This window comes from Streptomyces sp. WI03-4A (genome assembly GCF_033792105.1).
Taxonomy (GTDB): domain Bacteria; phylum Actinomycetota; class Actinomycetes; order Streptomycetales; family Streptomycetaceae; genus Streptomyces; species Streptomyces collinus_A.
The window spans coordinates 89538-113365 of sequence record NZ_JARAUO010000005.1; the positions used below are offsets into that span (position 1 = coordinate 89538).

Annotated in this window: 19 protein-coding genes; 8 read left to right on the top strand and 11 right to left on the bottom strand. The window is 71.2% G+C overall.

Annotated features, from left to right (window positions below; genetic code table 11):
• Positions 1–93 precede the first annotated feature (93 nt).
• The 7 genes from PV343_RS08140 to PV343_RS08170 all read right to left on the bottom strand — a co-directional run bounded on the left by PV343_RS08140 (position 94) and on the right by PV343_RS08170 (position 9098).
• Entirely contained in the window at positions 94–2238 is a 2145-nt protein-coding gene (locus PV343_RS08140; protein WP_415923467.1) for a discoidin domain-containing protein, read from the bottom strand.
• Positions 2239–2356: 118 nt separating this feature from the next.
• Positions 2357–3964, bottom strand: a complete 1608-nt coding sequence (locus PV343_RS08145) for a glycoside hydrolase family 13 protein (RefSeq protein ID WP_319146114.1) — start codon at positions 3962–3964, stop codon at positions 2357–2359.
• A gap of 33 nt (positions 3965–3997) precedes the next feature.
• Complete coding sequence (locus tag PV343_RS08150) at positions 3998–4873, bottom strand: carbohydrate ABC transporter permease (RefSeq protein WP_319146115.1); 876 nt, start codon at positions 4871–4873, stop codon at positions 3998–4000.
• Positions 4870–5826 (bottom strand): sugar ABC transporter permease, encoded by a 957-nt coding sequence (locus tag PV343_RS08155; RefSeq protein ID WP_319146116.1) that lies wholly within the window; start codon positions 5824–5826, stop codon positions 4870–4872. The genes PV343_RS08150 and PV343_RS08155 overlap by 4 nt, the downstream gene beginning before the upstream one ends.
• A 5-nt stretch (positions 5827–5831) precedes the next feature.
• Positions 5832–7178, bottom strand: coding sequence for an ABC transporter substrate-binding protein (locus PV343_RS08160; RefSeq protein WP_319146118.1), 1347 nt, complete (start codon positions 7176–7178; stop codon positions 5832–5834).
• A 128-nt stretch (positions 7179–7306) separates the two neighbouring features.
• Entirely contained in the window at positions 7307–8305 is a 999-nt protein-coding gene (locus tag PV343_RS08165) for a LacI family DNA-binding transcriptional regulator (protein WP_319146119.1), read from the bottom strand.
• A 121-nt stretch (positions 8306–8426) separates the two neighbouring features.
• Complete coding sequence (locus PV343_RS08170; protein WP_319146120.1) at positions 8427–9098, bottom strand: hypothetical protein; 672 nt, start codon at positions 9096–9098, stop codon at positions 8427–8429.
• Between the two features lie 241 nt (positions 9099–9339).
• Between PV343_RS08170 and PV343_RS08175 the strand changes: the two genes are divergently transcribed.
• The 3 genes from PV343_RS08175 (at position 9340) to PV343_RS08185 (ending at position 11164) form a co-directional block, all read left to right on the top strand.
• Positions 9340–9996, top strand: coding sequence for a helix-turn-helix domain-containing protein (locus tag PV343_RS08175; protein WP_319146121.1), 657 nt, complete (start codon positions 9340–9342; stop codon positions 9994–9996).
• Positions 9997–10028: 32 nt separating this feature from the next.
• Positions 10029–10586: a toxin-antitoxin system, toxin component gene (locus PV343_RS08180; RefSeq protein WP_319146282.1), complete on the top strand. Its 558-nt coding sequence runs from the start codon at positions 10029–10031 to the stop codon at positions 10584–10586.
• A 350-nt stretch (positions 10587–10936) separates the two neighbouring features.
• Entirely contained in the window at positions 10937–11164 is a 228-nt protein-coding gene (locus PV343_RS08185) for a hypothetical protein (protein WP_319146122.1), read from the top strand.
• Between the two features lie 24 nt (positions 11165–11188).
• Here the strand turns inward: PV343_RS08185 and PV343_RS08190 are convergent, their stop codons facing one another.
• Positions 11189–11887 (bottom strand): 4'-phosphopantetheinyl transferase family protein, encoded by a 699-nt coding sequence (locus PV343_RS08190; protein WP_319146123.1) that lies wholly within the window; start codon positions 11885–11887, stop codon positions 11189–11191.
• Positions 11835–12740, bottom strand: coding sequence for a metallophosphoesterase family protein (locus PV343_RS08195; RefSeq protein WP_319146125.1), 906 nt, complete (start codon positions 12738–12740; stop codon positions 11835–11837). The genes PV343_RS08190 and PV343_RS08195 overlap by 53 nt, the downstream gene beginning before the upstream one ends.
• 335 nt (positions 12741–13075) lie before the next feature.
• Between PV343_RS08195 and PV343_RS08200 the strand changes: the two genes are divergently transcribed.
• Positions 13076–14203, top strand: coding sequence for an ATP-grasp domain-containing protein (locus tag PV343_RS08200; RefSeq protein WP_319146126.1), 1128 nt, complete (start codon positions 13076–13078; stop codon positions 14201–14203).
• Between the two features lie 207 nt (positions 14204–14410).
• The gene (locus PV343_RS08205; RefSeq protein ID WP_319146127.1) at positions 14411–16099 is read left to right on the top strand and encodes a carbohydrate binding domain-containing protein; all 1689 of its coding nucleotides are present in this window, start codon (positions 14411–14413) and stop codon (positions 16097–16099) included.
• A gap of 350 nt (positions 16100–16449) precedes the next feature.
• Here the strand turns inward: PV343_RS08205 and PV343_RS08210 are convergent, their stop codons facing one another.
• Positions 16450–17787, bottom strand: a complete 1338-nt coding sequence (locus tag PV343_RS08210; protein WP_319146128.1) for a 6-phospho-beta-glucosidase — start codon at positions 17785–17787, stop codon at positions 16450–16452.
• A gap of 147 nt (positions 17788–17934) precedes the next feature.
• Between PV343_RS08210 and PV343_RS08215 the strand changes: the two genes are divergently transcribed.
• Both PV343_RS08215 and PV343_RS08220 read left to right on the top strand, forming a co-directional pair.
• Positions 17935–18744: a DUF817 domain-containing protein gene (locus PV343_RS08215; protein WP_319146129.1), complete on the top strand. Its 810-nt coding sequence runs from the start codon at positions 17935–17937 to the stop codon at positions 18742–18744.
• Positions 18745–19090: 346 nt separating this feature from the next.
• The gene (locus PV343_RS08220; protein ID WP_319146130.1) at positions 19091–20491 is read left to right on the top strand and encodes a glycoside hydrolase family 16 protein; all 1401 of its coding nucleotides are present in this window, start codon (positions 19091–19093) and stop codon (positions 20489–20491) included.
• Positions 20492–20693: 202 nt separating this feature from the next.
• Here PV343_RS08220 and PV343_RS08225 read toward each other — a convergent pair whose 3' ends face one another.
• The gene (locus PV343_RS08225; protein ID WP_319146131.1) at positions 20694–21596 is read right to left on the bottom strand and encodes a helix-turn-helix domain-containing protein; all 903 of its coding nucleotides are present in this window, start codon (positions 21594–21596) and stop codon (positions 20694–20696) included.
• A gap of 147 nt (positions 21597–21743) precedes the next feature.
• Here PV343_RS08225 and tkt point away from each other — a divergent pair, with 147 nt between their 5' ends.
• Positions 21744–23819 (top strand): transketolase, encoded by a 2076-nt coding sequence (gene tkt / locus PV343_RS08230; RefSeq protein ID WP_319146132.1) that lies wholly within the window; start codon positions 21744–21746, stop codon positions 23817–23819.
• The last annotated feature ends 9 nt before the right edge of the window (positions 23820–23828 follow it).

The following is a 23828-nucleotide window of genomic DNA, read 5'->3' on the forward strand; positions in this document are numbered from 1 at the left end:
CGGTACGGCAGGGGGCTGAGGCCAGTGTGACCTCTGCCCCCTGCCGCCGGCCGGAACGCCGCGCCGGTGAGGGACTCCTGTCGTACCCGCGGCTCAGCTCCCCAGGTACGCCTCCACCTCGCTGAACTGGGCCGCCGGCCATCCGGTGTTGGCGCTGACGCTCAGCCGCAGGTACCGCAGGTTCGTGCCGCCGGGCAGGGAGACGGTGGCGGTGTTGCCGGTGGCCGGATCGAAACGGTAGCCCTGGGAACCGGCGACCGTGGAGTAGGCCGAGCCGTCGGTGCTGCCGAGCACCGTGATCGTCTGGGTGCGGGCGCCCCAGGCCGGGGACGGGGGCAGCTTCAGCACCAGGCGGCGCACGGCGTGGGACGAGCCGAGGTCGACCGTCCAGGACTGCGGGAAGGCGTTGTTGGCCGACTCCCAGTAGCTGCCCGCGTCGCCGTCCACCGCCTTGCCGGGGGTGTAGACGTCCTGGGAGCCGGTCGCGGTGGCCGGGCGGCCCTTGGCGAGGTTGCGGCCGGGGTCGGGGTCCGGGGTGCCCTGGCCGGGCCGGGGCCAGGTGGAGCAGTCGGACCAGGTGCTGGACCAGCCGGCGTTGCCGCCGCCGTCGGTGAGGGTGAAGGGTCCGGAGTTCGCCGGGTAGGGGCAGTTGTAGACGCCGGCCGCGCCGACGGAGCTCGCGGTGACGTCGCGGAAGGTGGCGGCGCCCTGGGCCTCCGCCTGGACGACGACCGTGCCGGTGCCCCGCACGGTCGCGCCGTTCACGGTGACGTTGCGGACCGGATACCCCTGGCCGCCGCCGGAGACGAACTCGAAGGCGCTGTAGGGGCTGTCCGTGATCGTCGTGTTGGTGATGCTGACGGTGGCGTTGATCGCGCTGTCGTAGGAGTCGACGCGCAGCGCGCCCATCGGGTGGTTCCAGTTGGGGTTCACCGCGCCGGTGCGCACGAGGGTGTTGCCGTCGACGGTGATGGTGCCGGCGAGCGGGGAGAAGGGGTCGGCGAACTTCTGGTTGGAGATCGCGATACCGCTGCCGAGGGCGTTGGTGTCGGAGATCAGGTTGCCCCGCACCGTGAGGTCGGTGCCGCCGTAGATCGCGATGCCGTTGGCGAGGTTGGGCTGCGAGACCGTGTTGTTCTCGAAGCTGGAGTCGGTGTCCGGCGCGTACAGCGACCACATGGCGAGGGCGTCGTCGCCCTGGTTGCGCAGGAAGTTGTTGCGCACCCGGACGCCCTTGGCGCTGCCGTTGAGGTTCAGGCCGTCGGCGGTGGTGTCGAGGACGCGGTTGTTCTCGACCACGAGGTTGTCGTTGTTCCCCGTCAGCCAGAAGCCGCACTTGAGGTGCTGGATCCACATGCCGGACACCGAACTGTTCGGTCCGAGCGAGCCGTTGACGAAGTTGTCCGGGCTGGAGTCGACGCGCTCGGTGACCTCGCCGATGACCGCGAAGTCCTTGATGTGCACGCCGCCGCTGGAGCCGGTCTGGTCGATGAAGCGCGAGGTGTGCACGACCGAGTACCAGCTGCCCGCGCCCTGGAGCGTCACGTCGCGCACACCGCTGAGCGAGGAGGTCAACTTGTAGTCGCCCGGCGGGATCCACACCACTCCGCCCCGGGCCGCCACGATGGCGTCGCGGAAGGCCTGGGTGGAGTCGCCGTTGCCGCTGGGGTCGGCGCCCTCGGCGACGACGGACACCGAGCCGGCGGGCTGGGCGGCGGCCCCCGCGACCTGTTCGAAGTCGGCGACGTCCACGGTGACCTGGGTTCCGGTGGACTCGAAGGCGACCCTGTCGCCCGCCTGCACGTTCCGGCCCAGCAGGAGGCGGGCGTCGTCGAAGAAGTGGTGGGTCCTGGCTCCGGCGATCCAGCCGGTGTCGACGTAGGAGTACTTGGAGGTCACCGGGAGCGTCCTGGCGGTCCTGGTGCCGTTGACGTACACGTTCAGGGAGCCGGACTGGCCGTCGGGGACGCTGTAGGAGAGGTTCACGGCGTTGGCGGCGCGCGGGACGGTGAACTCCACCCGCTGCCCGGAGCCGAGCCGTACGGCCTGCCGCCCGGACGCCTCGGAGGCGAGGGTGCCCTGCGTGTAGTCGGGTCCGATCCTCGTGCCGGTGGTGGTCGCGGACTCGGCCTCCACCGAGGTGAAGGGGAGGGTGGCGCCCGCTGCGGCGTGCGCCGTGGGGGCGAGCGAGACGAGCATGCCGGCGGCGAGGGCGACGACCGCCCCCATGCTTGGCATGCGCCTGACATTCCTATGGATGGTGGCGTGCATGTGCCGATCCCTTCACGGTGGGGGTTCGTGGGGCAGCGCTGCGGCGCGCCGGACCGGCTGGGCCCGGTCCGGCTCGCCCGGCGGCTCAGGCCTGCAGCCAGACCGCCGTGTCCGGGGGCAGCCGGCCCGCGTCGTCCAGCGGGCCGCTGCCGAGCAGGAGCCGGGAGTGCGGCGGGAGGTCGACCGGCTCGGGCGCGAGGTTGACCACGCACACCGCTCCCCCGCCGCGGGCGAAGGCGAGGACACCGTCGGGGGCGGGCAGCCAGGCCAGCGGTCCGTCGCCGAAGACCGGACGGGCGGCGATGGCCGCGCGGTAGAGGGCGAGCATGGAGCCGGGGTCCCGCTGCTGACGGTCGACCGCGTACGAAGGCCAGTCGGCGGGCTGCGGCAGCCACGGCTCCTGCTGCGCGCCGAATCCCGCATGCGGCATACCGGCGGCCCAGGGCAGCGGCACCCGGCAGCCGTCCCGGCCGGGGTCGGCGCCGCGCGAGCGGAAGTACATCGGATCCTGTATGCGGTCGACCGGGATCTCGGCCTCCGGCAGCCCCAGTTCCTCGCCCTGGTACAGGTACACCGCGCCGGGCAGCGCCAGCGACAGCAGCGCGGCCGCGCGGGCCCGCCGGGTGCCGAGCAGAAGATCGGTCGGGGTGCCGAAGGCCTTGGTGGCGAAGTCGAAACCGGTGTCCTCGCGGCCGTAGCGGGTGACCGTGCGGGTGATGTCGTGGTTGCACAGCACCCAGGTGGCGGGTGCGCCGACGGGAGCGTGCTCGGCGAGCGTGGTGTCGATGGCCGTGCGCAGCCGGCCGGGCTCCCAGGGGCAGGACAGGAAGGAGAAGTTGAAGGCGGTGTGGAGCTCGTCCGGGCGCAGGTAGCGGGCGAAGCGCTCGGCGTCCGGGAGCCAGACCTCGCCGACGAAGACGCCGCCGTACTCGTCGGCCACCCGCCGCCAGGAGCGGTAGACGTCGTGCAGTTCGTCCCGGTCGACGAACGGGTGCGGCTCGGGCCGCGAGGCGAGGTCGGGCAGGGCCGGGTCCTTGGCGAGCAGTGCTGCGGAGTCGATGCGGACGCCGGCGACGCCCCGCTCGAACCAGAAGCGCAGGATGTCCTCGTGTTCCTGGCGCACCGCCGGGTGGGCCCAGTTGAGGTCCGGCTGCTCGGGGGTGAACAGGTGCAGGTACCAGTCGCCGTCGGGCAGGCGGGTCCACACCGGCTCGGTGGCGCCGGCGAACTGCGACGGCCAGTCGTTGGGCGGCAGTTCGCCGTGCTCGCCGCGGCCCGGCCGGAAGTGGAACAGCTCGCGCTCGGGGCTGCCGGGCCCGGCGGCGAGCGCCGCCCGGAACCAGGGGTGCTGGTCGGAGACGTGGTTGGGCACGATGTCGACGATGGTCCGGATGCCCAGCTCACGTGCCTCGGCGATGAGCTTCTCCGCCTCGGCGAGGGTGCCGAAGGCCGGGTCGACGGCCCGGTAGTCGGCGACGTCGTACCCGCCGTCCTTCATCGGTGACAGGTACCAGGGGTTGAACCACAGGGCGTCCACGCCGAGTTCGGCGAGGTACGGCAGCCGGGCGCGGACGCCGGCGAGGTCGCCGGTGCCGTCGCCGTCGCCGTCCGCGAAGCTGCGGACGTAGACCTGGTAGATGACGGCGGAACGCCACCAGTCGCGGTCTTTTTGGGCAGGGGTGGGCTGTCCCACTGAGCTTGCCTTTCTGTAGACGGGGCGGCGGCGTCAGCCCTTGGTGCTGCCCGCGCTGATCCCGGCGATGATGTGCCGCTGGAAGACGAGGAACAGCGCCACCATCGGGATGCTGGCGATCACCATCGCGGCGATGAGCACGGTGAGCTGGATGTTCTGCGAGAGCTGGACCAGGGCCACGCTGATCGGCTGCTTGTCGGTGTCGGAGAAGACCATCAGCGGCCACAGGAAGTCCTGCCACACCGCGACCAGCGCGAAGATCGACACCACGCCGAGGACGGGCCGGGACATGGGCAGCACGACCGACCACAGGGTGCGCAGCTTGCCGGCGCCGTCGATCTCGGCGGCCTCCATCACCTCGCGCGGCAACTGGTCGAAGAACCGTTTGAGCAGGTAGAGGTTGAAGGCGTTGGCGACGGCCGGCAGCCAGATGGCGAGGGGGTCGTTCAGCAGGCTGGTGTGGATCAGCGGCAGGTCGGCGACGGTCAGGTACTTCGGTACGACCATGGCCTGAGCCGGGACCATGAGGGTGGCGAGGATGCCGCCGAGGATCACCTTCCCGAAGGCGGGGCGCAGCTTGGACAGCGCGTAGGCGGCGGCCGTGCAGAACACGAGCTGGAACGCCCAGGCGCCGGCCGCCTGCACCAGGGTGTTGCCCAGGTGCCGCGGCAGCTGCATCAGGTCCCAGGCGTCGGTGTAGCCGCCCAGGTGCCAGTCGTGCGGGACCAGCGCCGGAGGGGTCCTGGCGACCTCGTCCGGGGACTTCATCGCCCCGGTCACCATCCAGTAGACGGGGAAGAGGAAGGCGAGCGCGAAGAGGACGACGACGGCCGCGAACACCGTCCAGTAGATCGCCCTGCCGCGCGGCCGGGCGAGGGTGGCCGGCGAGATCAGGGTGCGGGTGCTCATGCGGTGTCCCCCTCGGTGCGGGTGAGCCGCAGGTAGAGGGCGGAGAAGACGCCGAGCAGGACGAGGAGCATCACGCTGAGCGCGCAGGCGCCGCCGAAGTCGTTGTAGAGGAAGGCGTACTTGTAGATGAGGTAGAGCACGGTCACCGTGGCGCTCTCGGGTCCGCCGCCGGTGATGACGAACGGTTCGGTGAACACCTGCATGGTGGCGATGATCTGAAGGAGCATCAACATCAGGATCACGAACCGGGTCTGCGGGACCGTGACGTGCCGGACCCGCTGGAGCAGGTTCGCGCCGTCCAGTTCGGCGGCCTCGTACAGCTCGCCCGGGATGGACTGCAGGGCGGCCAGGTAGATCAGGACGGTGCCGCCCATGTTCGCCCAGGTGGCCACGACGACCAGGGAGATCAGCGCGGTGTCGGTGCCGTTGGACCAGTTCGACGTCGGCAGGTGCAGGAAGCGCAGGGTCTCGTTGGCGAGGCCGGCCCCGGGGTCGTAGAACCACTTCCACAGCAGGGCGCTGACCACCGGCGGGATCATCACCGGCAGGTAGACCACCACCCGGAAGAAGGCTTTGGCGTGCCGGAGTTCGTTGAGGACGAGGGCGAGCAGGAAGGGGACCGCGAACCCGATGAGCAGGGCGAGCACGGTGAAGGTGAGCGTGTTGCGCCAGGCCGCGCCGAACTCGGGGTCGTGCAGGACGCGGGTGAAGTTGGCGGTGCCGACCCACTGCGGCTTCGAGCCCGGCGTGTACTTCTGGAAGGCGATGACGACCGCGCGGATCGCCGGGTACCAGGAGAACAGGGCGAAGCAGAGCAGTCCGCCGAGGAGGAAGGCGTAGGCGCGGGCCTGGTCGAGGAGGCGGCGCCGCCTCCGGCCCCCTACCGGGGGCGGCGCCGGGACCTGGTGGACGGCGGCGTCCGCGATCGGACGCCGCTCGGCCGTCTTCGTCATGGTGGTCAGCTCCGGGGAATGCTGTCGATCTTGGCGGACGCCTCCTTGAGGAGCTGGTCGATGTCTGCGTCCTTCTTGGTGAGGACGGCGGAGACGACGCTGTCGAGGACGGAGTAGATCTGCTGGGCGTCGGGCGGCTCGATCTTCATCTGGAGCTGCTGGTTGCCGTCGAGGAACGCCTGGTAGTTCTCCACCGGGACGTTGGCGTTGGCCTTCTTGACCTGCTGGTCCTTGGCGTCGGCGGCACCGGTGAACAGGCGCGGCTCGGGCAGGCCGACGGGCGCGTCGTTCTTCTTGGCGCGTGCGTAGTCGCCGAGGAAGCCCTTGCCGGGGGTGAGGAACATGTGGTCGAGCCACTTCAGGCCGGCGCGGATCTGGGCGGGCGTGTCCTTCTTGTTGAACATGTAGCCGTCGCCGCCGATGAGGGTGCCCTTGCCGCCGGGCATGGGGGCGAGGGCGAGGTCCTTGTAGTCGCCGCCCTTCTCCTTGACCAGGATCGGGATGTTGTCGGGCGCGGAGAGGTACATCCCGAGTTTGCCCGAACCCATCATCTGCTGGACGTCGTTGATGATGAGGAGCTGCTTGCTGCCCATGGAGTCGTCGGTCCACCGCATGTCGTGCAGGTTCTGCAGGACGGCGTGGCCCTCAGGGGTGTCGACGCTGGCCTTGCCGTCGGCGCCGACGACGTCGCCGCCCTGGGAGTACAGCTCGGCGGTGAAGTGCCAGCCGCCCTGGTTCTGGGCGCTGTAGTCGGCGTAGCCGACGGTTCCGTTGCCGAGCGCGGCGATCTTCTCGGCGTCGGCGCGGACCTCCTCCCAGGTCGCCGGTGGCTTGTCGGGGTCGAGTCCGGCCTTCTGGAACAGCTTGCGGTTGTAGATCAACCCCATGGAGTATCCGGTCCGCGGTATGCCGTATACCTTCCCGTCCACCGTGTAGATGTCGCGCAGCTGCTTCTGGATGGTGTCGTAGCTCTTGAGGTCCTTGAGGTACGGCGTGAGGTCGGCCGCCTGGTTGATGTCGACGACGTGCCGTGCGTCGGTGAAGTACGTGTAGAAGACGTCCTCCATCTGCCCGCCGGCGAGCTTGGCGCCGAAGGTCTTCGGGTCCTGGCAGGGGAACGCGTCGTGGGCGGCGACGTCGATGTCCGGGTTCTGCTTCTCGAAGGCGGCGGTGTCGTCGTCGAAGAACCTGCGGTCGACCTTGGCGCTCTTGGGCGGCTCGCAGTTGACCGTGATGCGTGTCTTGCCGCTGGCCGTGTCGTCGTCGCCCGACCCGCAGGCGGACGCGGCGAGGGCGAGCGAGGAACAGACGCCGATCGCGACGACGGTACGGCGGAACCCGGTGTGTCTCATCGGTGGACCCCTCATGGCACTCAAGGCAGGAGCTGTGGGCGTCGCACACTCAAGCACCGCCGACACCGTGCCGCAAGATGTCGCGCAGAATCTGAAATTATTTGGCAACCACGCGGATCTTCCTGATGTCAGTCGCGGGGGGCTTGCCCGGTGGAACCCCGTACCACCAGCTCGGGCTCGAACAGCAGCTCCTCGGCGGGCACCGCGGTGCCCCCGATCTGGACGTTCAGCAGCTCGACCGCCGCGCGGCCCATGGCCTCGATGGGCTGGCGGACGGTGGTCAGCGGGGGTTCGGTGCAGTTCATGAACGCCGAGTCGTCGTAGCCGACGACGGAGATCCGCCCGGGGACGTCGAAACCCTTGCGGCGGGCCGCGCGGACGGCACCCAGGGCGAGCGGGTCGCTGGCGCAGATGATGCCGGTGACGCCCCGGTCGATCAGCCGGGAGGCGGCCGCGTGGCCGCCCTCGATGGAGAAGATGGCCCGCGCCACGAACTCGTCCGGCAGGTCGGCCGCGATGGCGCGCGCGGCGGCCAGCTTGCGCGCCGAGGGGATGTGGTCGCCGGGGCCGAGGACCAGGCCGATGCGCTCGTGACCGAGGGAGGCGAGATGCCGCCACGCCTGCTCGACGGCGACGGCGTCGTCGCAGGACACGGCCGGGAAGCCGAGGTGTTCGATGGCCGCGTTGACCAGCACCACCGGGATGTTGCGGTCGGCGAGCAGCCGGTAGTGGTCGTGCGGCGCGTCGGCCTGGGCGTACAGACCGCCGGCGAAGACGACACCGGAGACCTGCTGCTGGAGCAGCAGCTCGACGTAGTCCGCCTCCGAGACCCCGCCCTTGGTCTGGGTGCACAGCACCGGGGTGAGCCCGAGCTGGGCGAGCGCACCCCCGATGACCTCGGCGAACGCCGGGAAGATGGGGTTCTGCAGCTCCGGCAGGACCAGGCCGACGAGCCGGGCGCGCTCGCCGCGCAGCTGGGTGGGGCGCTCGTAGCCGAGAACGTCGAGGGCGGTCAGCACCGCCTGTCGGGTGGCATCGGAGACCCCGGGCTTGCCGTTGAGCACCCGGCTGACCGTGGCCTCGCTGACCCCGACCTTCTTCGCCACTTCCGCAAGTCGTCGCGTCATGAGCGCAAGCGTATCGCAAGTTATGCAAGTCGTTTGCGTAATGGAGGCAGGGGCCACCCGGGCCGGTGAAGGGGGTGTCCGGCCCGGCCCCGTCGGCGACCTGAACGCCGACGGAGCCGGGTCAGTCCTCGGCGGCCGGGACGACCGACAGGTGCGCGCCCGCACCATGCGGCCGCCGCGGCCGCGTGGTGCGGGCGGCGGAACGGCGGGGGTCGCGCAGGACCATCGTCAGCCGGGTCAGCCCGATCCCGGCCAGCGTCGGGGGCGTCTCGTCGACGATCCGGCACTCGGTCGGGCCCCGGCGCGGGTCCGGGTGGAGCAGGAGGCGCACGGCGCCGTCGAGCCGCGTCCCGGCCTCACCGACGGCACGGATCCAGTGCGGCAGCCCCTGCCGGTAGGCGGCCTCCATGATCGGGTCCTGGGCGATGTCCCGGCGCACGGCCTGGAGTTCGTGGTCGTGGCCGTACCGCTCGAGCGCCGTCCTGAAGTGGGCGAGCATCGGCAGGCACCAGCCCGCCTCGTGCTCACCGAGGATGTCACCGGCGTCCGGGTGGAACAGCACGAAGCGCAGGAAGTTGTCCCCGGGCAGGGCCGTCGGATGCGGGCGCACCCCGCGGAAGAGGGCCTCGAAGGCGCCGTTGCCCATCACCACGTTCCAGCGGTGGTCGACGACCAGGGACGGGAAGGCGACGGCGTCGAGCAGCGTGGCGCAGTCCTGGAGATACGCCTGGTCCTCGCGGCTCTCGGGGACGGACCGTGGTGCCGGCCACCGCCCTCCTGCCTGATGTGCCATCGGGAGGTCACCCCTCTTGCCTCTGCGCCCTTCACGTGGCGATGCGATCCTGCTGCCCCGACGAGAGCCATGTCAACTATCGTGGCATTTCATGCCGGTTGACGGCTGAAATTCGCCACAGTTGTGGCGAGACCTGGATGTGAGTTCGAAGCACCCGCTACTCTCCGGGAAGTTCACGCAACCGCTTGTGAAGATGCACGGACGCCCCCTGAATCCCTCGAGAGACGTAGGAGTTCTGTCGGTGACGGATGGCTACGAGGATCCGGGCGCCACGGAAACCGCTCAGCTTCCGGCCGTCGTCGCCCGCGTCAGCGCGCTCGCCGACCGGCTCGGCGTGCCGCAGTCCGAGGTCTTCGACGTCGGCCGGCTCTCCGTCGCCTGCGGCGTCCCGGAGCCGGTGGTCAAGGCCCTGCTGGCCGGCCGCCCCGCGGGCGAGCCGGACGTCCAGGCCCGCTTCCTGCAGCGCCTCGACCTGCTGCGCCGCACCCGGCTGAAACCGGGCGGCCGCAAGTACACCCAGCAGGAGATCGCCGACGGCGCCGGCATGTCCCGGCAGCAGGCCGGCGCGCTCATCAACGGCGACCGCCGGCCGACCATGGAGCACTGTGACGCCCTGCAGCGGTTCTTCCGCGTGCACGCCGGCTTCCTCACCGCCGAGGACCCCGAGGCGCTGGCGGGTGCGCTGCAGCGCACCGAGCAGGACCTGCTGCAGAAGCTCGCCGACCGGGAGCGGGCCGCGGCCGAGTCGGCGCAGGACCCGCTGGAACGGCTGCTCCAGGACCACGGGGTGCGCGGAATCGCCTGGCGGGCCGCGCAACTGCCCACCGACCAGCACCGGGACAAGGTCGCCGAGTGGCTCGACATGCTCCTGGAGAGCGTCAAGCGGCCCGAGTCGTGAGCGGGGGGAGGACCGTGGGCATCGGCAAGGACATGCGCCGGCTGTGCGCCGAGCTGGTCGGGGGGCTCGCCCTGCCCGCGCAGGCCCCGCCGCACGAGGTGTACCGCGCGCTGTGCGAGGCGATGAGCCGCCGCCGCGGCCGCCCCGTGCACTTCCGTACGGCCGCCTTCCCGCCCGGCACGGCCAGCGGCCTGTGGCTGGACATGACCGACCGCGACCTCGTCGTGGTCGAGGAACGCACCGCCCCCGACCACCAGTTGGTGATCCTCGGCCACGAGCTGTGGCACATGCAGGCCGACCACAGCGGCCATCACGTCGACGGCCTCGGTGCCGGTGCCGGTGCCGGAGTGGCGACCCGGCTGCTGGGCGACGACCCCGACCAGGCCGCGCTCCAGGCCACGGTCCTCCGGGTGGCCGCCCGCACCCGCTTCGACCAGGCCGAGGAACGCGAGGCCGAGACCTTCGGGCTGCTCCTCGCCAGCAAGTGCCGTACCCGCATGACCGGTTCGGGCCTGCGCGGGCCGGTCCGGCGGGACGACGTGGCGGGCCGCATCGAGGCGTCCCTGGGCTACCCGGGGCCCCAGGGCTGAGCGGGCCGGCGGGCGCCGACGAGGGACGGAACGGGACGCCGAAGCGGAGCGGGCGCCGACGCGGAGCCAGGTGTCGGCGAGGAGCGAGGCGTCGGCGGAAGGCGAGGCGTCGGCGGGGAGCCGGTCACCGACCAGAAGCAGGGCGCCCGGCAGGAGGGCCGACGGCGGGGAGGCCCCGGCCAGGGCATTCCGCGGCCCCGGTGGGATTTTCCCTCCGCTGAGCGGGCGAACCGTGGCAGTGCGCAACGGCGTTGTCAGTGGGGGGCGGCAAGCTGGACACGTGCGCCACGACTCGGCGCACGGCGCCGCAGGGCGCGTGACCGTGACGCCGAACCGGGGAGAGCCGACCGATGCCCACCGCCGTACTGACCGACCGTGAACGCACCGCCGTACAGGCCTACCTGCGGCTGCTGCACACCGTACGCGCCGCCTTCGACGGGCCACCGGACGGCGGCGGGCCCGTGGTGGTGCCACCCGTCGTGCTCGCCGAGGCGGACGGGGCGCTGGCGCGGGCGGGACTGACGGGCAACGAGGAGGAGTTCCTCCGGCTCGTCGGCCACTGGTGCCCGCGGGAGTGAGCCCGCGGCACGGGGCCGTCCCGCTCAGCGGTGCGGGACGGTCACCGCCGTCAGCACCAGGCCGTCGGCGACGAGCCAGGCGCCGTCGAACGCGCTCAGCCGTACGCCGCCCACCAGCGGCCCGGGGACCAGGAGCCGGGCCCGGAAGCCGCCTCGGGTGACCGACCCGGCGTGGCTGCCCGACCCGGCGTGGGTGACCAGCTCGATGTCCGCCTCGGAGAAGTCGAGCCAGGCGTGGGCCAGCGGGAACCACGCCTTGTACACGGACTCCTTGGCGCTGAACAGCAGCCGGTCCCAGTGGACGCCGGGCCGGGACGCGCTCAGCGCGCGGTGCCGCCGCTGTTCGGCGGGCAGCGCGATGCTCTCGAACACCTGGTCGGGCAGCGGCGCGTGGACTTCGGCGTCGATCCCGAGGGAGGCGAGGTCCCCGGCGCGGACCAGGGCAGCGGCCCGGTAGCCCTCGCAGTGGGTCATGCTGCCGCTCAGGCCCTGGGGCCAGGCCGGGGCGCCGCGCTCGCCGGTCGGCACGGCCTGGGCCGGCACGCCGAGCTTCTCCATGGCGAGCCGGGCGCAGACCCGTACCGCCGTGAACTCCCGGCGGCGCTTGTCCACCGCGCGGGCCACGATCCGCTCCTCCTCGGGGTACAGCGTGGCGTTCTCCGACTTCTCGTCACCGAACGCCTCCACGGCCACCACCGACTCCGGGAGCAGCTCCTCGATCACCGGGCCCGACCTCCATCGGCAGAATGCGGCGCGGCTGCCCCGGGGGTGCGGAGCGCTTGCGCCATTCGCGGGGGTATCCCACGGACACCTCTTCGAAGCGGACACCCTCGTGCCAGGTGGTCCGCGGGATGTGCAGATGGCCGTAGACCATCGTCTCGACGCGGAACCGGCGGTGCCAGTCGGCGGTGAGGGCCGTGCCGCACCACATGGCGAACTCCGGGTGCCAGAGCACGTCCGTCGGGTGCCGGTCGAGCGGGTAGTGGTTGGCGAGGACCACGGGCAGGCCGTCGGGCAGCGCGGCGAGCCTGCGCTCGGTCCGGGCGACGCGGTCCCGGCACCACTCCTCGCGCGTGCGGTACGGGTCGGGGTGGAGCAGGTACTCGTCGTTGCAGACGATGCCGGTGCCCTCCGCGTAGGCCAGGCCCTCCTCCTTGGTGGCGCAGCCGGGCGGCAGGAACGAGTAGTCGTACAGCAGGAACAGCGGAGCGACGGCGACCGGGCCGCCGGGTCCCTCCCACACCGGGTACGGGTCCTCCGGCGAGGTGACACCGAGTTCCTGGCACAGGGCGACCAGGTGCTGGTAGCGGGCGACGCCGCGCAGGGTGACCGGGTCCTTCGGGTGGGTCCACAGCTCGTGGTTGCCGGGCGCCCACAGCACCTTGCGGAAGCGGCCCGCGAGGATGGCGAGGGTCCGGCTGATGTCCTCGACGGTCTCCGCCACGTCCCCGGCGACGATCAGCCAGTCGTCGTCCGTGTGCGGGCGCATCTCCTCGACGAGCGCGCGGTTCTCCGGATAGGAGACGTGCAGGTCACTGATGGCCAGCAGCTGTCCGGCCCCGGCCGTCGACCCCACCCCGCACCCCTTATTCCGATGATCCGTCAGCACCACGACAACACATTCCCCGGCCCGGGACAAGGGCGACCGGGCCGGGCGGGGCGGACGGACGTGGCGGACGGTCGAGCCGAAGGGGGTGGACGGCCGAGCCGAAGGGGGGCCGAGGGGGCCTGTGGGGCCCCGGTGAATCCGTAACACTCACGTTGCACGCGCAGGCGTTTGAAAGCCGTATGATCGCCCCGACATCGGCGCCCTCCCTCCCCCTTTTCCCAGGGCCGTTCGGCGTCCCTTCCTCCCTCCTGCCCGGGCACGGGCCGCTCCGCCCTGCCCGAAATCCCCGAAAGGCGGCCTGCATGCCTTCTCGCGTACGCGTCTGGCTCAACCGCACGTACGCGGAGAACGTGTTCTTCATGGATCAGCTGCGGAGGAATCCCAGCGACCGGGCGGTGGAGGTCCACGCGACCCACGGTGACGCCGACTCCCCCGTGCTGGCCGCCGCCGACACCGCCGACCTGGAGCCGGAGGGCCTGTCCCCGGCCGGCTACGTCGAGTACGCCCTGGACCAGTGCGCGCGGCGCGGCATCGACGTGTTCGTACCCCGGCTGCACCAGGCCGCGATCGTGGCGCACCGGGCCGAGTTCGAGGCCGTGGGCACGGCACTGCTGGCGCCTACACGCGAGGCGATCGCGGTGTTCGAGGACAAGGCGACGGCGTACGAGGCGGTCCGCTCGGTCGGGGTGCCGGTCCCGCCGTGGTGGCGCGTGCGGACGGCGAGTGAACTGGTCTCCGCCGTGGAGGAGTTGGAGGCGGCGGGAGAGGTCGCGTGCTTCAAGCCGGCGTCCGGCGCCGGCGGTGTCGGCTTCCGGGTGATCACGCGTGAGCCCTTCTCGCTGGCGCACCTCGGCGGCTTCCCCGGTCCGCACGTCCAGCTGGACCTGGTGGTCGAGGCGCTGGAGCGGGCGGCGGAACCCGTGAACTGGCTGGTGATGCCGCGGCTGGGTCAGCCCGAGGTGTCCGTCGACTGCCTGACCGGCCCGGACAACCGCGTCCGGCTCGCCCTGGGCCGTACGAAGAACGGCCGCCGCCGGGGCTTCACGCTGCACAAGAAGTGGCTGGAGCCGGCCCGGCTGGTGGCGGAGGGCTTCGGGCTGCACTATCTGTCCAACGTCCAGTTCCGGATGCACGGCGACCGCCCGGTGCTCCTCGACGTCAACACCAGGCCGGCCGGCGGCCTGCACCAGCTCTCCCTGTGCGGCGTGAACGCCCCGTGGGCGGCGGTGCAGTTGGCGCTCGGCGAGGACCCCGGCATGATCGAGCCGCCGTTCCTGGGACAGGACTACACCATCGTGTCCGGACCACGGCCGCTCCGCGCGGTCTCGCTTCCCCCGCAGCGGACGACTCAGCCCCAGATCCTGCTGCCGGCGGTCCCCGCCCCCGCCCCCACCGTTCAGCAGACCTCGCCGGAGGCGCTGCCCCTGTAGGCGTCTGTCTACAGTCGACCGTCGGCCGCATGCCGTCGGCCGTATGCCGTCACCCTCTGGCCGTCGGCTGCCGACTCCCCACCCCCACCGGTATGGACCAATCCTGTCCTGCTCCTTGACAGCCGGATTGGTCCAAACCAACTTGGTTGGCGCACCCCCCACACTCCCCTGCACTCCCGAACACCCCCATCCCCACAGGGAGATCGCGTGCGCAACCCACTCAGACGCACCAGACGTCGGCTGCTCGCCGTGCTCGGCACCGTCGCTCTCGCCTTCGGCGGAGCCCTCGCCCTTCCCGGCACCGCTCAAGCGGCCAACATCCTGACCAACCCCGGCTTCGAGTCCGGCGGCCTGTCCCCCTGGACCTGTTCCGGCAACCTAGGCTCGGTCGTCTCCTCCCCCGTGCACGGCGGCTCCAAGGCCCTGCAGGGCGCCGTCACCTCCAGCGACAACGCGCAGTGCAGCCAGACGGTCGCCGTCCAGCCGAACACGTCGTACACGCTGCAGGGCTGGGTCCGCGGCTCGTACGTCTACCTCGGCGTCGACGGCGGCGCCTCCACCTGGACCACGTCCCCGTCGGCGTACAGCCGGCTCAGCGTCTCCTTCACCACCGGCGCCTCGCAGACCAGCGCCACCATCTACGTGCACGGCTGGTACGCGCAGGGCACCTACAATGCCGACGACATCAGCCTGGACGGCCCGGGTGGCGGCGGAGGCGGCGGGGACACCCAGGCGCCGACCGCGCCCGGCGGACTCACCTCGACCGGGAAGACGTCGTCGAGCGTGTCCCTGCAGTGGAACGCCTCCTCGGACAACGTCGGCGTGACGGCGTACGACGTCTACAGCGGATCGAATCAGGTCCTCACCGTCGCCGGTACGTCCGCCACGGTCAGCGGACTGTCGCCGAGCACCTCGTACACCTTCAGCGTGAAGGCGCGGGACGCGGCCGGGAACACCTCGGCGGCCTCCAACTCCGTCACCGTCACGACCAACGCGGGCAGCGGCGGCGGAACCTCCTTCAAGCAGGCGGCGCCCTACCTGTACGAGGGCTGGGGCGACCCGCCGAGCCCGTCCACGGTGATGAGCGCGACCGGCGTCAAGTGGTTCACGATGGCGTTCATGCTCGACTCGGGCGGCTGCAACCCCGCCTGGGACGGCAGCCGGGCGCTGACGGGCGGGGTCGACCAGACCGCCGTCAACCAGATCCGGTCCGCCGGCGGTGACATCGTCCCGTCGTTCGGCGGCTGGCAGGGCAGCAAGCTGGGCGCCAACTGCTCCTCCGCAAGCGCGCTGGCCGGAGCGCTGCAGAAGGTGATCAACGCCTACTCGCTCAAGGCCATCGACATGGACATCGAGAACACGGACGAGTTCGAGAACGAGGCCGTGCAGGCGAAGATCCTGACCGCGCTGAAGACGGTGAAGACCAACAACCCGGGGCTGAAGACCATCGTCACCTTCGGCACCTCGACCACCGGCCCGACCTACTACGGCAACCGGCTCATCGAGCAGGCGAAGTCGCTCGGCGCCGACATCGACGTCTTCACGATCATGCCGTTCGACTTCGGCGGCGGCTCGGACATGTACGGCAACACGGTCAACGCCGCCGAGGGGCTGAAGGCCAAGCTGAAGTCGACGTTCGGCTGGGACGACGCGACCGCCTACTCCCACATCGGCATCTCCGGCATGAACGGCCTGTCCGACCAGCAGGAGACGACCACCCCGGCGATCTGGACCCAGATCCGCGACTGGTCCAACGCGCACCACATCGCCCGGCTCGCCTTCTGGTCGGTCAACCGCGACCGTCCCTGCGCGGGCGGCGGGGTCGTCTCGAACTGCTCCGGCATCAGCCAGAACAACTGGCAGTTCACCTCCATCACCGCCGGGTTCACCGGCTGACCACGACACGGACGCACCAGACACAAGCACAGACACAGTCACAGTCGCAGTCGCAGTCACAGTCACAGGAATGACGAAGATCCCCCCGGCCGACGGGCCGGGGGGATTTTTTTCCGCCCAGGGTGTATCAGGGCCGGACCGGGCCGCTCTACATGTCAGGAACGGGGGAAGCACGGGGGACGGGGAGCACGGGGGAAGCACGGGGGAACACCCGGGGGTACGGGGGAAGCACCACCCGGGGAACGGGGGATCGGGTCGGCCGGCCGCAGTCACGGGGAGCGGCCGGCCGCCCCGAAGAACGGCGCTCGCCGCCGTCCCCGCTCCAGGTGCCAGGGACCGCTCTCCCGCCGCTACTTCAGGTACGCGAGGCCGGGATGAACGGCCGTGTACCCGTCGACCAGCCGCCGCGCCACATCTACCGAGTCCACCAGCGGGTGCAGGGCGAACGCCTTGACGGCCGTCGTACGCGAACCGGACGCTGCGGCCGCGAGCACCTCGCGTTCGACGGCCTTGACCGAGCAGACCAGACCGGTGGCGTGCCCGGGCAGCGGGGCCACCGCGACCGGGTGGGCGCCGTTGGCGTCGACCAGGCAGGGCACCTCGATGACGGCGTCCGGGTCGAGGACCGACAGGGTGCCCTGGTTGCGCACGTTCAGGATGAGGGTCGTGCGCTCGTCGCGGGCGATGGCCCGCATGAGGGCGAGGGCCACCTTCTCGTAGCCGCCGGAGAGGTCGTCGGCCTCGCGCTCACCGGCACCGGACGTCTCCCGGTTCTCCGCCATGTACGTCGCCTCGCGCTCGTTGCGGGTGCGGTCCCACGCGCCGATGGCGGACACGTCCGCGCGCCCGGCCTCCTCGTAGAACCGCGCCTGCTGGTCGCGCAGAAAGGCACCACGGGTCTTCTCGGCCTCCTGGTAGGCCCGTACGGTCTCCCGGTTGAAGTAGTAGTAGTGCAGATACTCGTTGGGGACGGCGCCCAGCGACCGCAGCCAGTCGGCGCCGAAGAGCCTGCCCTCCTCGAAGGAGACCAGCAGGCCGGGGTCGGCGAGCAGGCGCGGCAGCTCGTCCCGGCCCGCGACCCGCAGACCGCGCACCCAGCCGAGGTGGTTGAGGCCGACATAGTCGATCCACGCCTCCTTCGGGTCGGCGCCGAGGACCCGGGCGATACGGCGGCCGAGGCCGACCGGCGAGTCGCAGATGCCGATGACGCGGTCGCCGAGGTGGCGGGACATGGCCTCGGTGACCAGTCCGGCCGGGTTGGTGAAGTTGATGACCCACGCGTCGGGTGCCAGCCGGGCCACCCGCCGGGCGATGTCGACGGCGACCGGGACCGTCCGCAGCCCGTAGGCGACACCGCCCGCGCCGACCGTCTCCTGGCCGAGGACGCCCTCCGCCAGGGCCACCCGTTCGTCGTTCGCCCGGCCCTCGAGGCCGCCGACACGGATGGCGGAGAAGACGAAGTCGGCGCCGCGCAGTGCCTCGTCGAGGTCGGTCGTGGTGGTCACCCGGGGAGCGTCGCCGACGGCCGAAGCCTGCTCGGCCAGTACACGGGCGACCGTATGCAGTCGACCGGCGTCCAGATCGTGCAGCACGACCTCCGTGACCCGGCCCTCAGCACGGTCCGCCAGCAGCGCCCCGTACACGAGCGGAACCCGGAACCCGCCACCGCCCAGAATCGTCAGCCTCACACCCGCACCTCTCCCGCACGCACCGCCATCTGCCCCGACCGGACCGTCAGGAACCCTACTGGCCGCGCCAGGCAGGACCCGTGTTCCTTCCCATGACCTGCGCGCCCCGGCAACCGGACGGCCCCGCCGGCCGTCCTCCTGATCACCATGCTCAGTACAAGTCCGGCCGGACCTCCGGCCTCCCCGGTGGGCCAGCTGCTCGACTTCACCTGGACCCAGACCCGCGCCTGCGCCTTCGCCATCGCGCTGCTGTCGGGGGTGGCGGCGTCGACGCTGCTGCCGCCCCTGCCCGTGGCCCGCTACGACCTGCTCGTCGCCTACGGTGTGCTGCTGACGCTGCTGTTCTGGCGGCGCGGCTGGGAGAGCGGCCGGGACGTCGCCGTCATCGCCGCCTGCCATGTCATCGGCCTGGCCTTCGAACTGGTGAAGGTGGCACAGGGCTCGTGGAGCTATCCGGAGCCGGCGGTGCTGAAGTTCGCGGGCGTCCCCCTGTACGGCGGCTTCCTCTACGCGGCCGTAGGCAGCTACGTCTGCCGGGCCTGGCACCTGTTCGACCTGGAAGTGGTCGGCTACCGGCCGCGCGCGACCGCGGTGGTCGCCGCCGGCATCTACATCAACTTCTTCAGCCATTACTGGCTGCCCGACGCCCGCTGGCCCCTGGCGGCCCTCCTCGTGGCCGTCACCGCGGGCACCTCCGTGCGGTTCACCGTGCGCGGGGTGCGGCGACGGATGCCGCTCGCGCTGTCGTTCACCCTGATCGGATTCTTCCTGTGGCTGGCGGAGAACCTGGCCACCGCAGTGGGCGCCTGGCGCTACCCGTACCAGCTCCACGGCTGGCAGCCCGTCGACGTGTCCAAGTTCGGCGCCTGGTCCCTGCTCATCAGCGTCACCTTCGTCCTGGCCGCCCTCGGCAGGACGCGCACCGCCACCGCCACCGAGCCGACGGCCCACCCCTGACGGACCGACGGCTCGCACGCAGGGTCCCCCGGTCCACCACGACCGGTCTCCCGTATGCGATCACCCGCATACGGAAGCCCGCATACGGTCGACACCAGCCAGTCGACCCCGCTCCCTCCTTCAGAGCCCCGACACCCGTCACCCCTCGCTCGTCACCCCAGTCTGGTCTGGACCGATACGGGCCGCTTCGAGGCATGAACTCCCGTGCCGGGTAAGGACTTTCCTTGCTTCAAGTCTTGACGGCCGCAAGGCCGGGGAGCACATTGGCGGCAGTCTGAGAGCGCTCTCAACGCATCGTGGGAGCGCTCCCCATCCGCACTCCCCGTACCCGAGAGGTCCTTCCCCCATGAGTGAATCCTCCGGAATACCCAGACCCCGGGCTTTCCGGCGCGCGCTCGTCGCCGTCGTCGCCACGCTGGGTCTGGCCGCGGCGGCCGCGACGGCCGCCACCCTCCCCGCCAGCGCTTCCGCCCCCACGCCTCCCTCCGGCTGGACGCAGCTCTTCCTCGACGACTTCAACGGCTCGGCCGGTTCCGGTGTCAACACCTCGAACTGGCAGTACGACACGGGTACTTCGTATCCGGGCGGTGCCGCCAACTGGGGTACCGGGGAGGTCGAGTCGATGACCTCGAGCACCGACAACGTCGCGCTGGACGGCAACGGCAACCTGCTCATCACCCCGCGCCGCGACGCGTCCGGGCACTGGACCTCGGGCCGTATCGAGACCACCCGGACCGACTTCCAGCCGCCGGCCGGCGGCAAGCTGCGCGTCGAATCCCGGATCCAGATGCCGAACGTGACCGGGGCCGCCGCCAAGGGCTACTGGCCGGCCTTCTGGACGCTGGGCGCCCCCTTCCGCGGCAACTACCAGAACTGGCCGAGCGTCGGCGAGCTGGACATCATGGAGAACGTGCAGGGCCTGAACACCGACTGGGCCACGATGCACTGCGGCAGCAACCCGGGCGGTCCCTGCAACGAGACGTCCGGCATCGGCAACTCCACCGCGTGTACCGGCACCACCTGCCAGGCCGGCTTCCACACCTACGCCATGGAGTGGGACCGCTCGACCAGCCCCGAGGAGATCCGCTTCTACCTCGACGGCGTCAACTTCCACACGGTGAAGGCCAATCAGGTCGACGCGACGACGTGGGCGAACGCCACCAATCACGGCTACTTCGTCATCCTGAACGTGGCGATGGGCGGCGGATTCCCGGGGGCCTTCGGCGGCGGTCCGGACAGCGGCACCGAGCCGAACCACCCGATGGTCGTGGACTACGTGCAGGTGCTCCAGTCGTCCGGCGGTGGCGGCGGCACCACTCCCCCGCCCTCCGGCAGCCGGGACGCCTACTCCCCCGTCCAGGCGGAGTCCTACGACAGCCAGTCCGGTGTGAGCACGGAGACCACCACGGACACCGGCGGCGGTCAGGACATCGGCTATCTCGCCAACGGTGACTGGGCGCTCTACAAGGGCGTCAAGTTCGGCTCCTCGGCCGCCACCCAGTTCTACGCGCGGGTGGCGAGCGGGGCCGCGTCCGGGGTGAGCGGTCTGGTCGAGGTACGCCTGGACAGCCGTTCCAACGCCCCCGTCGGCAGCTTCGCGCTGTCCAGCACCGGGGGCTGGCAGTCGTGGCGCACGGTCCCGGCGAACATCGGCTCGGTGACCGGCACGCACGACGTGTATCTGACGTTCACCAGCGGCCAGCCGGCCGACTTCGTGAACGTGAACTGGTTCGACTTCGGTCACTGACCAGGCGATCTCCCGCCCCGGTGTGCGCCGCCCCAGCGGCGCGCACCGGGGCGGACGCGTTCCGGGGCGCGTGCGTTCCGGGCAGCCGCGGGTCCGCCACCGGCTGACTTCGCTCGGGCCGACGCCCGGCTGACGCCGCTCGCCCCACCCGACCACCGCCACCGCCACCGCGGCTCCGCCCGGAACACCGCCGCCGCCACCGCTACCGCAGCTCAGCCCGGAACGTCACCGGGTTGACCCCGGTGTGCAGATGGAAGAACTTGGAGAAGTTCGCCGCGTCGGGGAAGCCGACGGCGGCGCCGACGCGGCCGATCGGGAGGTCCGTGTGGGCGAGGAGGCGTTTGGCCTCCAGGATCACCCGCTTGTCGATGAATCCCTTCGGCGTCTCCCCGGTCGCGGCACGGACGGCGCGGACGAGGGTGCGGCGGGAGTAACCGAGCGCGTCGGCGTAGGCGCTGACGCTGTGGTTGGTGGCGAAGTCCTGCTCGACCGCGTCCCGGAAGAGGGTGAAGGTGGTGTCCGCCTGCTGCCGTGACGCCTGTGCCGAGCTAGCCGCGAGATGGGCGAGGCGCAGCAGGAACGCGGTCAGGGTGTGCCGGAGCACCGCGGTGTGCAGGGTGGCCGGGAGCGTGGCGGTGTCCTCGTACTCGCGGCGGAGCTGGTCCAGGGCGGCCCGGAGCGCGGCGAGTTGTTCGGGGCGGGGGCGCAGCAGGGGCGGCTGGTCGTAGCGGTAGAGGCCGGTGGCCTCGACGGTGGCGCGGGGCAGGAAGCCGGGTTGCATGGTGAGCACGGTTCCGCGGTACTCGCTGGTCCGGGAGAACCGGTGGACCTGTCCGGGGCGGATCCAGAGCAGGTCGCCGGCGGTGGCCTCGTACTCGGCGAAGTCGATCATGTGCCGTACGGGGCCGTCGGTGAAGAGCATGACGACGTGGAAGTCGATGCGGTGGACACGGTGCAGCGGGGCGTCGGCGTGCCAGGTGTGGTCGTCTCCCATGGGGCCGACCTGCATGCCGACGCCGCCGACGGCCAGTTCGACCGGGAAGGGGAAGGTTCTGATCGCGTCGCCGCCGGTGGGGCCGCCGCCTTGGGGTGGTGTGTCCGCCATGTTCGCTTTCGTGCCGCTCCTGTCGCGCGATCACTGTCCCAGATTCACCACAGGGTGACACACCCCGCCCTTCCTTCTTAAAAGTCAGACTTTTACTTTTGAACGCGTCCGGCCAGCAATCCTGCATTGAACGAGGACTTCTTGAAGATGAGCACGCAGACATCCGACCGCTTCGAGTGGACCGATCTCGACCGGCGTGCCGTGGACACCGCCAGGCTTCTCGCGGCAGATGCCGTGCAGAAGGTCGGCAACGGCCACCCGGGCACGGCGATGAGCCTGGCCCCTGCCGCGTACACGATCTTTCAGAAGGTGATGTGGCACGATCCGGCCGACCCGGAGTGGGCCGGCCGTGACCGCTTCGTGCTGTCCCCCGGCCACACCTCGCTGACGCTCTACACCCAGCTCTTCCTGTCCGGGTACGAGCTCGGCCTCGACGACCTGAAGGCGTTCCGTACGCACGGTTCGAAGACGCCCGGTCACCCTGAGTTCGGGCACACCGCCGGCGTGGAGACCACCACGGGCCCGCTGGGCCAGGGTGTGGCGAACGCGGTGGGCATGGCCATGGCCGCCCGCTACGAGCGCGGCCTGTTCGACCCGGACGCCCCCCAGGGCGAATCCCCCTTCGACCACACCGTCTGGGCGATCGTCTCCGACGGCGACCTGGAGGAGGGCGTCTCCGCCGAGGCCTCCTCCCTCGCCGGCCACCAGAAGCTCGGCAACCTGGTCTTCCTCTACGACGACAACCACATCTCCATCGAGGGCGACACCGCGACCGCCTTCTCCGAGGACGTGCTGAAGCGGTACGAGGCCTACGGCTGGCACACCCAGCGCGTCGAGCCCACCGCCGACGGCGACATCGACGTGCCCGCGCTGTACGCGGCGCTCGGCGAGGCGCGGGCCGAGACCGGTCGGCCGTCGATCATCGCCCTGCGCACGATCATCGCCTGGCCCGCCCCGAACGCGCGGAACACCGAGGCCTCCCACGGCTCGGCGCTCGGCGAGGACGAGATCGCGGCCACCAAGCGGCTCCTCGGCTTCGATCCGGAGCAGGCCTTCGAGGTCTCCGAGGAGGTGCTCGCCCACACCCGCCGGGCCCTGGACCGGGGCGCCGAGGCGCACGCGGCCTGGGACAAGCGGATCGCCGAGTGGCGTGCCGACCAGCCCGGGCGGGCCGCGCTCTTCGACCGGATCAGCAAGGGCGAGCTGCCCGAGGGCTGGCAGGAAGCCGTGCCGGTGTTCGAGGAGGGCAGGTCCGTCGCCACCCGTGCCGCCTCCGGCAAGGTGCTGCAGGCCCTCGGCCCGGTGATCCCCGAGCTGTGGGGCGGCTCCGCCGACCTGGCCGGCTCCAACAACACCACCATCGACAAGGGCAGCTCCTTCCTGCCCGCGGGCAACCCGCTGCCCGAGGCCGACCCGTACGGCCGTACGGTCCATTTCGGCATCCGCGAGTTCTCCATGGCCGCGGAGATGAACGGCATCGCCCTGCACGGCAACACCCGGATCTACGGCGGCACCTTCCTGGTGTTCTCCGACTACATGCGCAACGCCGTAAGGATGTCGGCGCTGATGCAGCTGCCGGTGACGTACGTGTGGACGCACGACTCCATCGGTCTCGGCGAGGACGGCCCCACCCACCAGCCGGTCGAGCACCTGGCCTCGCTGCGTGCGATTCCGGGCCTGAACGTCGTCCGCCCGGCGGACGCCAACGAGACCGCGGTCGCCTGGGCCGAGATCCTGAAGAGGCACGCCACCGACCCGGCCCCGCACGGACTCGCGCTGTCCCGCCAGGGCGTGCCGACGTACGCGCCCCACGAGGACGCGGCCAAGGGCGGCTATGTCCTGCGCGAGTCGTCGACCGAGACCCCGGAGGTGATCGTCATCGCGACCGGTTCCGAGGTGCAGCTCGCCGTCGCCGCGCGGGAACTGCTGGAGGCCGAGGGGATCGGCACGCGGGTGGTGTCCATGCCGTCCGTGGAGTGGTTCGAGGAGCAGCCGCGGGCCTACCGCGACGGCGTCCTGCCGCCGGCGGTGCGGGCGCGGGTCGCCGTCGAGGCCGGGATCGGCCTGACCTGGCACCGGTTCGTCGGGGACGCAGGTCGGATTGTCTCCCTCGAACACTTCGGTGCCTCCGCCGATGCGACCACACTGTTCGCCGAGTTCGGCTTCACCCCCGAGAACGTCGCCGCCGCTGCCCGCGCCTCGCTGGCCGCCGCGCACGCCTGATACCGACGC